Source organism: Streptomyces sp. NPDC006551, from assembly GCF_040611675.1.
Lineage (GTDB): Bacteria > Actinomycetota > Actinomycetes > Streptomycetales > Streptomycetaceae > Streptomyces.
In genome coordinates, this window is sequence record NZ_JBEXOT010000004.1 from 241,128 (window position 1) to 254,045 (window position 12,918).

General features: G+C 71.1%; 10 protein-coding genes and 3 pseudogenes. 6 read left to right on the plus strand and 7 right to left on the minus strand.

Translation table 11 applies throughout. The features are described from left to right. Positions 1 to 42 precede the first annotated feature (42 nt). Both ABZY12_RS07295 and ABZY12_RS07300 read left to right on the plus strand, forming a co-directional pair. On the plus strand, positions 43 to 876 hold the full coding sequence (locus ABZY12_RS07295; RefSeq protein WP_356888056.1) for a YihY/virulence factor BrkB family protein: 834 nt from the start codon (positions 43 to 45) through the stop codon (positions 874 to 876). 78 nt (positions 877 to 954) lie between these two features. After that, the gene (locus tag ABZY12_RS07300) at positions 955 to 1,806 is read left to right on the plus strand and encodes a DUF72 domain-containing protein (protein WP_356888058.1); all 852 of its coding nucleotides are present in this window, start codon (positions 955 to 957) and stop codon (positions 1,804 to 1,806) included. A gap of 87 nt (positions 1,807 to 1,893) precedes the next feature. On the opposite strand, the gene ABZY12_RS07305 is transcribed toward ABZY12_RS07300, so the two are convergent. From ABZY12_RS07305 to ABZY12_RS07315, 3 genes are all read right to left on the minus strand, one after another. Further along, entirely contained in the window at positions 1,894 to 2,301 is a 408-nt protein-coding gene (locus ABZY12_RS07305) for an FKBP-type peptidyl-prolyl cis-trans isomerase (protein ID WP_356888060.1), read from the minus strand. A 69-nt stretch (positions 2,302 to 2,370) separates the two neighbouring features. Then, a complete protein-coding gene (locus ABZY12_RS07310) occupies positions 2,371 to 2,652 on the minus strand; it encodes a hypothetical protein (protein ID WP_356888062.1) in 282 nt (93 codons plus the stop codon). A gap of 90 nt (positions 2,653 to 2,742) precedes the next feature. Beyond that, on the minus strand, positions 2,743 to 3,144 hold the full coding sequence (locus ABZY12_RS07315; protein WP_356888064.1) for a hypothetical protein: 402 nt from the start codon (positions 3,142 to 3,144) through the stop codon (positions 2,743 to 2,745). 189 nt (positions 3,145 to 3,333) lie between these two features. Between ABZY12_RS07315 and ABZY12_RS07320 the strand changes: the two are divergent. Then, positions 3,334 to 3,473: pseudogene (locus tag ABZY12_RS07320) on the plus strand (arsenic resistance protein); the annotation flags it as partial. Positions 3,474 to 3,516: 43 nt separating this feature from the next. On the opposite strand, the gene ABZY12_RS07325 reads toward ABZY12_RS07320, so the two are convergent. From ABZY12_RS07325 to ABZY12_RS07335, 3 genes and pseudogenes are all read right to left on the minus strand, one after another. Further along, positions 3,517 to 4,968 (minus strand): RNB domain-containing ribonuclease, encoded by a 1,452-nt coding sequence (locus ABZY12_RS07325; RefSeq protein WP_356888066.1) that lies wholly within the window; start codon positions 4,966 to 4,968, stop codon positions 3,517 to 3,519. Positions 4,969 to 5,179: 211 nt separating this feature from the next. Further along, a pseudogene (locus ABZY12_RS07330) lies at positions 5,180 to 5,469 on the minus strand (hypothetical protein); the annotation flags it as partial. A 130-nt stretch (positions 5,470 to 5,599) separates the two neighbouring features. Next, positions 5,600 to 7,179: pseudogene (locus tag ABZY12_RS07335) on the minus strand (alpha-amylase family glycosyl hydrolase); the annotation flags it as partial. A gap of 469 nt (positions 7,180 to 7,648) precedes the next feature. Between ABZY12_RS07335 and ABZY12_RS07340 the strand changes: the two are divergent. The 3 genes from ABZY12_RS07340 to ABZY12_RS07350 are packed head-to-tail and all read left to right on the plus strand — an operon-like array spanning position 7,649 to position 11,619. After that, positions 7,649 to 8,407 (plus strand): PQQ-binding-like beta-propeller repeat protein, encoded by a 759-nt coding sequence (locus tag ABZY12_RS07340; protein WP_356888068.1) that lies wholly within the window; start codon positions 7,649 to 7,651, stop codon positions 8,405 to 8,407. A 48-nt stretch (positions 8,408 to 8,455) separates the two neighbouring features. Then, positions 8,456 to 10,891, plus strand: a complete 2,436-nt coding sequence (locus ABZY12_RS07345) for a hypothetical protein (RefSeq protein WP_356888070.1) — start codon at positions 8,456 to 8,458, stop codon at positions 10,889 to 10,891. An 11-nt stretch (positions 10,892 to 10,902) separates the two neighbouring features. After that, positions 10,903 to 11,619 (plus strand): sulfite exporter TauE/SafE family protein, encoded by a 717-nt coding sequence (locus ABZY12_RS07350; protein WP_356888072.1) that lies wholly within the window; start codon positions 10,903 to 10,905, stop codon positions 11,617 to 11,619. Positions 11,620 to 11,628: 9 nt separating this feature from the next. On the opposite strand, the gene ABZY12_RS07355 is transcribed toward ABZY12_RS07350, so the two are convergent. Beyond that, positions 11,629 to 12,861 carry an MFS transporter gene (locus ABZY12_RS07355; protein WP_356888074.1) on the minus strand — a complete coding sequence of 411 codons (1,233 nt, stop codon included), beginning with the start codon at positions 12,859 to 12,861 and terminating at the stop codon, positions 11,629 to 11,631. Positions 12,862 to 12,918: the final 57 nt, after the last annotated feature.

The window sequence follows — 12,918 nt, forward strand, 5'->3', positions numbered from 1 at the left end:
ACCTCGCCCCATCGGCGCGAGCCCGGGGCGTACGCCAGGGCCATGGCCCGTACACCGGTCGCCGTCTGGGAGGACGACCTCACCGACTGGGCGGCGGCGCTGACGTACTACGCGGTGCTGGCCGTCTTCCCGGCGCTGCTGGTGATGGTCTTCTCCATCACCCTGCTCGGCACCGACACCCCCCAAGAGGTCGTCGTGCAACTGGCCGCCTTCGTGCCGAAGGCGGCGCGTCCGGTCCTCGCCCAGGCCCTGACCAATCCTCAGGAGGGCCCGTCGGTGCGCTGGCTGCTGCTCCTGGTCACCGCCGGCGCCGCGCTGTGGTCCGCCTCCAGCTATCTGGCCGTCTTCCGGCGCGCGCTGCACGCGATGTACGGAGTCTCCGACTGCCGCCCGGCGTGGCGGGCCTTCCCCGCCATCGTGCTCAGGGCGTTGACCGTGCTCGCACTGCTGGTCAGCGGGGTGCTGACGCTCACGGCCGCCGAGCGGGTCGCCCGGGCCATCGGCCGGGGCACGGGAACGGACCACCAGGCCGCCCTCATTTGGGCGGGCTTGAAGTGGCCGCTGTTGTTCACGGTGGTCGTCGCCCTGGTCCTGCTCCTCTTCCGGTCCGGGCCGCCGGAGACCCGCCGTGTACGGCAGACGCTGCCGGGCGGAACACTGGCGGTGCTGCTCTGGCTGCTGGCGTCGGCGGGCTTCGCCTTCTACGCGTCGCACATCGCGACGTACGACCGTCTCTACGGCTCCCTGGCGGGCGTGGTGGCCTTCCTGGTCTGGCTGTGGGTCTCCCACGTCGTGCTGCTTGCGGGCGCGCAGTTCAACGCCGAACTGGTGCGGGACGGGGGAAACGCAGGTCGCAGGCCGTGCTCTCCTCCGTGAGAGGGCGGCCTTGCGTGCGTCCGGGGCCGTGCCGAGGGCTTTCCCGGGTAGAGGGGCCGCGAAGAAAGGACGGCCGGCATGGGTGAGTTTCTGATCGGGACGTGTTCATGGACGGACAAGGCACTGGTGGCCAGCGGATGGTACCCACCCGGGCGGCGTGACCCGGAGGGGAGGCTGCGGCACTACGCCGAACGCTTCTCCGTCGTGGAGGTCGACGCCGGCTACTACGCGCTCCCCAGCGTGCGCAACAGCCTCCTCTGGAGCGAACGCACTCCGCCGGGCTTCCGGTTCGACGTCAAGGCGTTCTCCCTCCTCACCGGCCACCCGACCCGCAAGACCGCCCTGCCCGCCGACCTGCGCGGCCGTGCCCTCGGCGACCCGGAGCTGCTCGACGAGGTCTGGCACCGTTTCGGCGCGGCCCTGCGGCCCCTGCGCGAATCCGGCCGGCTGGGCGCCGTACTGTTCCAGTTCCCGCCGTGGTTCGGTCCCGGCGCGCGGGCGGAGACCGTGCTCCACGCCACCAGGAAACGGGCGTACGAGTGGCCGATGGCCGTGGAGTTCCGCCATCCCGACTGGTGGCGCGAGGACCGGCGGGAGCGCACGGCCGCCCTGTTGAGGGACCTGGACGCCACCGCGGTGGCCGTGGACACGGTCCAGGGGCTGCCCACCTCGATGCCCGCCGTCACACCCGTCACCACCTCGAAGCTCTCAGTGGTCCGCTTTCACGGCCGTAGCGCCGCCTGGGGGACCGGAAGCAAGGAGGACCGCTTCCGCCATACCTACACACGGGAGGAACTGGCCGCCTGGCTGCCGCGCCTGCGCTTTCTGGCGGACCGGACGGAGCAGTTGCACGTCCTGTTCAACAACTGCTGCGGGGACGCCACGGTACGCGCCGCCGAGACGCTGCGCGGTCTGCTGGAAGGTTCCTGAAGCGACCGTCCGGTTACCGCCGCCGCAGTGGCGCGGGGCGCTCACGCCGCAGCGGACCGGAACGCGGCGGCGGGAAGCCGGCCTGTCTCAGGACGTGCTGCTCCACCCGGCGGTCGGGGAGTACGAGTCGAGCAGGTCCACCACGAAGACGAGGGTCGAGTGCGCCGGGATCAGGGGTGAGGGCGACTCCTTGCCGTAGCCGAGACGCGGAGGAACGACGATCTCGCGTCGACCGCCGACCCTCATCCCCCGCACACCCCGGTCCATGCCCTTGATGACCCGGCCGCCGCCCAGGGCGAACTTGAACGGCTCGCCGCGGTCCCAGGAAGCGTCGAACTGCGTCCCGGACTCGAAGGTCACCCCCACGTAGTGCACCCGGACCACCATGCCCGGCTTCACCTCGGCCCCGTCCCCGACGATCAGATCGCGGACGGTCAGCTCGGTGGGAGCGGCACCCTTCGGAACGTCGACCTCGGGCTTCGTCTGCTCACCCATCACAGCCTCATCACTCTCCGCCGGCGCCCCGCACGGGCCGGCCGGGACGCACGGACTCTCCATGGCAGCCTATGCCCACGTGGACGGGGTACCGGGTGCCGGCCGGGACGACTTCACCCCCCGGCGGACCGGGGCGAGGAACGGGACCGCTGCGATCTCCTCGTCGATGCGGCCGATGCGGCGGGCGACGGTCGTGCCGTCGAGCTCGACGCCCGGGTAGCCCTGCTCGGCGATGTGGGTACACGTCCGGCGGTACTTGCCGACACCGCCCACGTCTTCGGCGAGAAGCGCCTCATCGGCTCCTGCATGGGCTGCGGTCAGGTACGGCAGGACATCGCCCGGCTCGCGCACCTGAACAGGCAGGGGCGGCTCCTGTTCGACGGCGGAAAGGCCCGGTCAGGCTCGTGACGGACCTGCCCATGACCGGCACCGGAAAGATTCTCAAGCGCGAGCTGAGCTGAAGCCCACCGGGCCCGAGCGGCGCCCCCTGCGTACCGCCGGAAACGGCTGCCCCGATGTTGACGGGTGCTCACCAGCGTCCGTTCGGCGGAGCCTCACGTTAGCCACGGAGCGCCGCGGATGTGCCTGGTCGCACGGTTGTCTGACCAGGCGAGAGTACGCAGCAATGCCGCTGGGGAGTTCCGCGGTGGTCATGAGGACCAGATCCGTCTCCTCCGGGTCCAGCTGATGGCTCGCGATGGCGTGCGCCCAGATGCGCAACGTCTTCCACAGGTCGGTGCCGGCGTCCGTCAGGCTGACTCCCGGCGCCCTGTGCTTCAGCTGGTAGTAGACGGTGCCGCCCTTGGAGACCTCTTCGATGTCGTCCCCGGCTTCGATCGCCACTGACCATTCGCCCCCCGCCCACGGCGATCGACGCAGAGGTGCAGCGCCTTGCGTAGCTGGTACACGTAACCGATCGCTGAGGCCGATGCCTCGAACGGGTCCGCTTTCTCTGCCACGGCGCCCCCTAGTGCAGCGAAGCTCACTGAACGTGACCCCGTTCTTGGCACGGCAACCCGGTTTGGACATCCCCTTGGAGCGAATCGGTCGCCGTGATCCCCTTCTACGCGGCGTTCCTGGTAGTCATGGCCTTCGCCGGACGGGTTGTCGTCCGCCTCTTCCGCCTGGATACCCGGGCCTCGCGGGCGGTCGTCTTCACCGGCGCGACCCGAACTCCCGGCTCGGCGAATACCGCATTGCGCAGGTGAGGGGCCGCTACACCGCTCTGAAGAGGACCTTCTGCTTGCCGACAAAGAACGGGTCGGCGCGCTTGAGCTCGGCGCGGACGCTCGCGCCCAGTTTGAGGGGCGTGCCGGACGTGATCTTGCCCATTACGGCGGGCTCCGCCAGGTGCGCCGTGCCCTCCTTCGGACTGCCGACTTCCCTTTCGGTGTTGATGATCGTGACGTCGAAGACCTCGCCCACGCGGTTCTTCAACATCGCGGCCTCCGCCAGGTCCACCGAATCACGGTCGGCCGCCTTCCCCTTCCCCCGCTCCATGTCGCAGGGCAGGCAGTACAGGGCCTCCAGCACCCAGTCCGGCGGGGCCTCGTCGGCGCACGCGGCCACGCACAGTTCACCGGCGTACCGGTCGACCAGGCGCCGGAGCGGAGCCGTGCAGTGCGCGTAAGGGGCCGCGATGGCCGCGTGGATCTTGTCGTCCGGGATCTGGTGGTCGCGGAAGACGGTGTACTTGGCCCTGAGCAGCATCGCGGTGGCTTCGCTGAGGAAGGCCATGTGCTTCTGGTCGTTCGGATCGAGCTTGCGTACCAGCTGGGCGTACGAGAGGTCGGCCTGCCAATCGATGCCTAGTGACGTGGCGATGTCGTGCACGCGCTGGACCACGTTCTGATCGGACGTCTCCTTCTGCGTCCGCAGGATCCCGGTACCGCTGTCCAGCATGATCTGGGCCGCCGCCATCCCGGTCATGAGGGAGATCTGCTCGTTCCAGCCCTCCACGGGCAGCGTGGCCACGTAGCTCAGCCGGAACGTTCCGTCCTCGAGGGTGACCTCCTGGTCCGGCAGGTTCACCGAGATCCCGCCGCGGTCGGCCTCGACGGCCTCCCGCAGCTTGCCGATCTCGCGCAGCAGCGCGATGGGCTCCTCGGCCGTTCCGGCGTCGATGGCCTGCTGGACGCCCTGGTAGTGGAGCTTCGCCCGGCTGCGGACCTTTGCCCGGCCCACGGACGAGGCGGTGACCCTGCCGTAGGCGTCGAGGTCGTGCTGCCACAGCAGGGCCGGCACGACCTGGTCGGGCAGCAGGCTCGCCGGTCCCTCGGAGATGGCCGGCGGGTACAGGGGGACCTTGAGGTCGGGGAAGTACAGCGTCTCGATCCGGTCGTGGGCCTCGGCGTCCAGCGGCCTGCCGGCCTCGACGAAGGCGGCCACGTCGGCGATGGCGTAGTGCACGCGGTAACCGCCGCCGGCCCGCCGCTCCAGGTGCATGGCCTGGTCGAGGTCCTTGGACGTCGGCGGGTCGATCGTGAACAGCGGCAGGTCGGTGCGGTCCTCGGCGGGCGGCTGCGGTTTGGCGACGGCCTCGTCGGCCGCCGCGAGCACGCGCTTGGGGAACTTCGTGGGGATCTTCAGTTCCGTCCGGAGTTCCTGCAGCGCGGAGAGCAGGGCGGCCTGGGCCTCGTCGGACATGTGCATCTGGCGGCGTCGCATGCCCCGAGCGTAGGTCTGGGGCCACGGGCGGGCACGGTGAGCGTGTCCGGTCGGGGGAGGCCCTGCAACCACGAGTGACGTCGGGGGAGGGGCTGCGGCCTCGGGCGACGGGCGGACGGCCGGGAGGTGACCGTCGCGTGAGGGCTGAGGCGTGTCCGCTAAGTGGGTTGGTCGCTCGCCCGCTCGTGGTGCGTCGTCATGAGGAGACCGATCAGGCATCGGCGGTGATCGAGCCGCTGCTGGCATGGCCCGGGAGTTGGGGTGTCGCCTGCAGCCCCAGGTGAGGAGGGTCATATGCGCGCTGAGGTGCACGGGAGAGGGCGGTGCCGGCGGCGGTGATCTTGTGCATGTCGGGACGCGGGTACCGCTGGGTGGTGGTCAGTGAGCCGCGTCCGGCGATCTTGCGCAGGGCATGCCCCTGGACGCCGGCGTCGGCGACCGGGTGAGCCCGGTGTGCCGGAGGTCGTGGCGGCGCAGTGGCTCGTACCCGAGTCTGGTGACGCCGGCGACCCGGTGGGTGTCGGCCGGTCTCGCCGGGGCCTGATCGCCCACGTTCACCCCACCGAGCCCTCAGGCGGCGGACGAGGGGTGACCGTACGGGGCGGGTGGCCCCCGCCCCGTACCGTGTCCGCTACTTCAGGTACGGGCCCAAGGCGCCGATCTTGCCGGGGCCGTTCAGGACGTACACCCGGAGGTTGCCCTTGCCGGGCGCGGCGACCGAGAGGGTGCCGTTCGTGACGGTGCGGACGTCGCCGGTGACGGCGTCGGTGTACGTGCCGTTCGGGACGCCGGAGAAGGTGGCGCCGCCCGAGACGGTGACCAGGGCGAAGCTGTCCGTCGAGCCGCTGGTGTAGCGGCGCTTGTACACCATGCCGCCCGAGATGCCCTCGGTGGAGTACTGGCCCGTCTGGAGCGCGGGGATCGCCCGGCGGATCTGGTCGAGCCGCTGCACGTGCCGCACCAAGGGCTGCTGGAGCGTGGTGGCGACGGCTCCCGAGGCCGAGGAGACCTGGGAGAAGTCGGAGGCGGTGACGGAGCCGGCGACGTGGTCGCCGTAGTAGGCGCGGCCGGTGGTGGCGAGCGGGCAGGTCGGCCCGCAGTCGATCTTCCTGCCCTTCTGGAACTCGATCTCCGAACCGTAGTAGAGCGTCGGGATACCGCGGAAGGTCCACATCAGGGACATGTTCTCGGCCCAGGCGTCGGTCCCGCCCGTGTACCGCTCGCTCGACTTGTCGGGGCCGTAGTCGTGACTGTCGACGTAGACGACGTTGTAGGTGGTGTCGTTGTAACTGTCGTCGGAGTCCTTGCCGTTGGAGAAGGCGTTGTACGCGTCACCGAAGTTCATGTGCATGCGCATGTCGATGACGTTCATGCCGGAGAAGCGGCTGTGGTCGGGTGTGTGGTAGCTGTTGCCGTTCAGGAACGCGTTGGTGGAAGTGGGCTGGTTGCCGGTGCCCTGCTGCTGCTCGTAGTCGTACATTTCGAGCGCGGCCTTGGCGTCGTCGGCGTCGTACTCCTTGCGTTCCTTCCAGGTGAAGAACTGCGCCGAGTGGTTGACCGAGCCGCGGTTCCACTTGTCGTTGACGAAGGCGGCGACCTCGCCGAAGACGAAGAAGTTCTGCGCGGCCTGGGCGCCGTGCTGCCGGGCGACCCGCTCCTGGATGGCGGGCAGGAAGCGGCGGCCCCAGGTGGTGCGGGGGATGTGTACGGCGGTGTCGACGCGGAATCCGTCGACGCCCATGTCGATGTACTTGTTGTACGCGCCGATCAGGTAGTTCTGGACGGTCGGGTTCTCGGTGTCGAAGTCGGCGAGGTCGTCGTGCAGCCAGCGGGAGCGGGAGTCCTCGCCTTCCCAGTTGCGATCCAGCACTGGTGGTAGAGCGCCTTGGGGAACATGCCCGAGGTGGGGCTCGGCCACTGGCAGTTGTAGAGGGTGTAGCCCTCGGGGCTCTTGCCGCCGGTGGGCTTGTCCCGGTTGACGCAGGTGTTGCCGGTGGGCTCGGCCGTCGACCACAGGTCGCCGTTGTAGTACGACTTGCCGGTCTTCGCGTCGATGGTCAGGCCGTCGTACTCGAAGCCGGGCTGCTTCTCGTCGTAGTACCAGCTCCACCGGCTGTCCCGCACGCCGTAGACGGTCGGGACGAAGAGGCCCTTGGCGCCCCAGCGGGAGGAGTGGTTGTGGACGACGTCCTGGTAGATCTTCACGCCCTTGGGCGGCGTTTGTCCCAGGTGCCGTTGCCGTTGTTGAAGGCGGCCTGGAGTCCGGCGCGCGTGCCCGGACGTCCGGTGGCCGTCACTGATGTGACGTGCGGCGTACGCCTCAAGACGCTGGTGCCCGCGGACCAGCCCCTCGGGCCCGGCGAGCGCCGCAGCCGTCCCGCCCGGGCGAGGGGCCGTCCTCGAACCCACGCTCCGTCACCTCGCCCTCGCCCGCACCCTGCTCGCAGGACCGCGCCGCCGATCCCGGTGCGGGTGGTGTATGCGTCAACTGACGGGAGGGGCGCGGGATGGCGGGGCAGATCCATTTGCCGCCCTCCCCGGCCGGGGGGACGATGAAAGTGCGCTGCGGCCCACGGCCGGGCCCCGGACCTCTTGGTCGCGCTGGCGGCCCGCACGCCACGGCCCCCCGCCCGCCGTGATCCCGCATCCGCGTTCCTGCGACGCCCACCTGGTGGCCCGGATGGCGAGAGTTCCGCGCGGCGTGGTCGATGCGCGCGGCCGGCAGGCCGTCGTACACGATCACGAAGGCGCGCTGATGGCACTGGACCTGGAGAACGGCGCACTGCTGTGGCGCCACGGGCCCAGCCTGCGCCCGTGCGCGCTGCTCGCCGGTGCGGTCGTGGCGCTGCGGATCAGCCCGTCGCCGACGCTCGTGGTCGTGGTGCTCGACGCCGCGACCGGCGAGGACCGCTGGGCTTCGGAGCCGGTCGACCTGCCGTCGTGGGCGCGTTGCACCCTCGACGACACCCGTGACTTCACCCTGCGGACCGAGGCGACCGACGACGCCGTGGTGCTCCGCTGGGTCGTCCGGACCTGGTACCGCGGGGGTGCCGCACCGAGCGCGCGCGTCCTGGCGGAGTCCCGGCGCGCGGCGCACGGAGCCCTGCGGGTCGGTCTGGCGGGCTCCCCTTCGCTGGAAGTGCTCCCCGCGGCGGAAGCCGGGGCGGAGGCATGGGCGGAAGCCGGAGCGGAGGCGGATGCGCTCCCGGAGACGGCCGACGCCGATGTACCACCCCCCGTACCACCGGCGGCTTCGACCGACGGGCAGTCCGCCGTACTGGACCAGAGTCTGGTCGGCGACAAGCGCATGGAACTCCTCCTTCGCCCCGACCCCGGCGCCGTCGTCCTGAGGGCCGTGGATCCCCGCACCGGCGTGCTCGCGTGGGAGGTGGAACTGGACCGCGCGACCCCGAGGCGGGCGCCCAGGCTCCGGCCCTAGACGCGTCCTCACCCCACCGCACCATCTCATCCCGATCGGGGTGCCATCATGGCCATCTCAGACGAAGAAGTCGCCCAGTCGAAGAACATCAGCGTCGCGCAGGTGCAGTCGCTGTGCCGCTCCCGCGGTACGACGAACGAGACGCTCGCGGCCCTGCCCGAGGCAGCGGTACGGCGTGCCCTGCTGCGCCTCGACTTCCCCGACCTGCCCACCGCCCGCGGGCTCTTCCGCCTCAAGCAGGAGCGCAGTGACGACGGAGACGTCCGGCCGCACGGTCTGGGCGCGGCCTACGCGCAGGCGGAGAGCCTGCTGACTCGCGAGGCGCCGCCCATGACCGCCGGTGTGCCGACCGGTCTGAACGGCCGGCCTCGCCGGGCCGGACCGGCCCCGACGGCCGGCATGCAGCTGGCCAACTGGGTGTGGCTCGGCCCCGGGAACATCGGCGGCCGGACCCGCGGCATCGTGATCGACCCGGCGGATCCGGACAGCATGTGGGCGGTGAGCGCCGGCGGAGGGGTGTGGCACACCGAGGACGGCGGTGCCCAGTGGGCACCGGTCGACGACTTCCTGGAGAACCTCTCCTGCGGCTGCATCGCCGTGGACCCGTCCGACGCGTCCACGATGTACGTGGGGACCGGCGAGGCCTTCCGGAACCTCGACGCCATCCGGGGCAACGGCATCTTCCGCACCACCGACGCGGTCGCCTGGGCCCCGATCCCGGCCACCCAGACCCCGGACTTCCAGTTCGTGAGCCGGATCGCGGTGTCGCAGGACGGTACGGTCCTCCTCGCGTCCACCTCCACCGGCCTCTTCCGCAGCGCCGATCCCGCGCGGGCCACCTGGACCAAGGTGCTCGGTCACCCGCTCGGCGACGTCCGATTCGATCCGCAGGACAGCGACAAGGCGGTCGCCGGGGCACTGCGCGACGGCGCGGCCTGGTTCAGCCGGGACGGGGGTCTCACCTGGGACCTCGCGACCGGCGGCCCGTGGGCCGGCCGGGTCGAGCTCGCGTACGCGGCGAAGGACCCGGACATCGTCTACGCGTCGGTCCAGATGACCACCGGCCAGATCTGGCGGTCGCAGGACGGCGGAGCGTCCTACGAGAAGAGGAAGACGCTGACCCCCGACGGCCTGCCGTCGGACTACCTCAGCGAACAGGGCTGGTACGACAACGCGATCTGGGCCGGGGACCCGACCGACGCCGACCTGGTGATCGTCGGCGGCATCGACCTGTACCGCAGCACCGACGGCGGCGACCATCTGGCCGAGATCAGCACCTGGTGGGAGCCCTCCTCGGTCCACGCCGACCACCACGCGATCGTCGCGCACCCCTCGTACGACGGGGTCACCAACCGCACGGTCTTCTTCGGCAACGACGGCGGTGTGTTCAGGGCGGACGATCTGGCGGTCGTCGGAACCGAACCGGAGCCCCCGTTCGTGAACGGCTGGACCGAGCTGGTGAACGACTACGGCGTGACGCAGTTCTACGCCGGGGCGGGCCACACCGGCAGTGGGAAGATCATCGGCGGCGCGCAGGACAACGGCTCGCTCGTCTTCGACCCCGCCCTCGGCACCCAGGACTGGCGGGAGTTCTCCGGCGGTGACGGCGGCTGGTGCGCCTCCGACCCCACCGACCCGGACGTGTTCTACGGCGAGTACGTCTTCCTCAACATCCACCGCAACACCGACGGCGCCACCACCGAAGACACGCAGGGCGACCGCTACATCAGCGGTCAGTTCTTCAACTTCGCGACGCGCGAGTGGTCCTGGAAGCCGGTGCCCTTCAGCATCCCCGACGCGAAGAACGAGAACGCGCTCTTCATCGCACCGTTCGTGCTCGATCCCAACGACGAGAACCGGATCCTGGCAGGTGGCGTGTCGCTGTGGCGGACCGACAACGCCAAACAGCCCAACACCCCCGTCTCCGGACCGACCTGGCGCGCGATCAAGCCAGGCGCCGGCACGCTGATCAGCGCGATCGCGGTGGCGCGCGGCGACTCGGACGTGGTGTGGGTGGGCCACGAGGACGGCATGGTCTTCCGCACCGCCAACGGCACCGCGGCGACGCCGACCTGGGCGCGCGTAGGCGCGACGGGGCCGAGCCCGCTGACGCCACGGCGCTACTGCACCGGCATCACCGTGCACCCGACGGACCCGGACACCGCCTACGTCACCTTCGGTGGATACGAGCGCGGCAACCTGTGGGTGACGAAGGACGCCGGAGCGGCCTGGACCGACCTCGCCACCGCTCTGCCGCGCGCCCCGATCCGGGCCCTGGCGGTGCATCCCCGGCGGACGGACCTGCTCTACTGCGGCACCGAGGTGGGGCTGTTCGCGAGCGAGGACGCCGGGGCGAGCTGGTCGCCGACGAACGAGGGGCCGACCAACTGCTCGGTCGACGACCTGTTCTGGATGGACGAGGTGCTCGTCTGCGTGACCCACGGTCGCGGGATGTTCCGGATCGACCTGTCGACGATCCCGTAAGGCGAGCAGCGATGGAGCCGCTTCTGATTCCGGTCGTGTTCCTCGCGGTGGCGGCCGCGTTCCTCCTGTCCGCCTCGGCCGGGTTCGGAGGCAGTCTGATCCTCGTCCCCACGCTGGCGCTGGTTCTCGGCACCAAGTCCGGGGTGGCCATGGCGGCCCTCCTCCTGGCCGCCAACAACCTGGTGAAGGTCTTCGCCTACCGGGCGACGCTTCCCTTCCGCAAGGCCGCGATCGTGATCGTGCTGGTCGCCGCGGGGGCCTTCCTGGGGGCCAAGTTGCTCGTCTCCGCCCCGGAACGGGCCGTGGCGCTCGCGGTCATCGCGAGCTTCGCCGCCGCGTTCCTGGCGGAGACGTTCGATCTGACCCGCTGGCGGCGGGCCGGCTCCCCGCTGCTGGCCTTCGCCTCGGGTGCGACGTCCGGATTCAGCGGTACGTCCGGTCCCCTGAAGGGGCTCGCGGTCCGCGGACTGGACCTGGACCGCCTCCACCTCGTCGGCGCGCTCTCCCTGGTCTCGCTCGTCGGAGACGTCACGAAGACCGCCGTCTGGACGGACGCCGCGCTGCTGACGGGCGGGGACTACCTCGTCGCCCTGATGTGCGTGCCGCTGATGTTCATCGCGACCTTCCTCGGCAGGCGCTTCAACACCAGAATCGGTGAGCGGGGCTATACGGGCCTGTTCTGGACCGTGATGGTCGGCTACACCGGGCGTCTGCTGGCCGGCCTGTGACCCTGACCGTCACCGCCCGAGTCCGCGGGAGGTGGCGATCAGTCCGGCCAGCGCGACGAACATCCACGCGGTGAGGTACGCGAAGGCCGCCGCGGCGGAGAAGGCGGTCCAGAGGATGCCGGCGAGGGCCGAGGCGGCGAGATTGCCGAAGGACTGGACGGCGGCGAGCATGCCGAAGGCGGAGCCGCGCATGTCCGCGGGGGCGAGGACCGCGACGGCCGAGTGCTCGGCCGTCTCGACCGCGCCGATGCCGATCCCGCCCAGGACGAACGGGACGGCCAGGAACGCGACGGCGGTGGTGTCGACGACGAACAGTGCGTAGGACAGGGCGAGGCCGGCGACGCCGCCGGCGAGGACGACCACCGGCCCGCGGCGGCCGAGCCTGTCGGCGAGCCGGCCCGCCGGGACGGAGACGAGCGTGGCGGCGAGGTTGTACGCGGTGTACAGGCCGAGCGCGATCGTCGTCGCGGTCCTCGCACCGTGCTCCACCGCGAGCAGGTCGGACGCCCGCAGGATCAGCAGCGTCGCCGCGACGTTGCCGACCTCGAAGGCCGCCACCGCGGCCGTGAGCCTGCCGAGGTCGCCCCGCAGGACCGGCCGGATCCGGATCCTGACGGGCACCTTGACCCGGCCGGTGGGACGGGGCGTCCGGCGGATCGCGTAGACGATCGCGGCCGCGGCCAGCAGGCCGGGGACCACGGAGAGGCCGATGGCCCAGTCGACTCCGAGCCAGGCGACCAGGCCGAGGGCGAGCAGCGGGCCGAAGATCGCGCCCAGGTTGTCCATCATCCGCTCGAAGCCGTACGCGCGTCCGTACGCCGCCGGCGGGACGATGTCGGCGAGGAGGGCGTTGCGGGCGGGGACGCGCAGGCCGCGGGCGGTCCAGGCCGCGGCCCGCAGCAGGCCGACCTGCCAGACCGAGGTGGCCGCGGCGGTCGCGGCACCGAGCACGGCGGTGGCGGTGTAGCCGCCGACGGCGACCTTGCGACGCCGGGACGGATCGTCCGCCAGGGCCCCGCCGCCGAACCGGGCCGCGCCGGCCAGGGCGTCGGAGACCCCTTCGATCACGCCCAGCGCCGCGGCGGGCGCGCCGAGGGAGGTCAGCAGGGACGGCAGCAGGGCGGTGGGGATCTCGTGGCCGACATCGGCGAGGAGACTGGCGGAGCCGATGCCCTTGACGCCCGGTGTGAGCCAGCGGTCTCCGTCACGGCCGGCGCCTGCGGGCGGGACGATCTCGTTCATTCCCGACAGTCTGCCCGGTCCGCCGGAGGCGCCGCCCGAAGTGCCGGACGAGGCGCC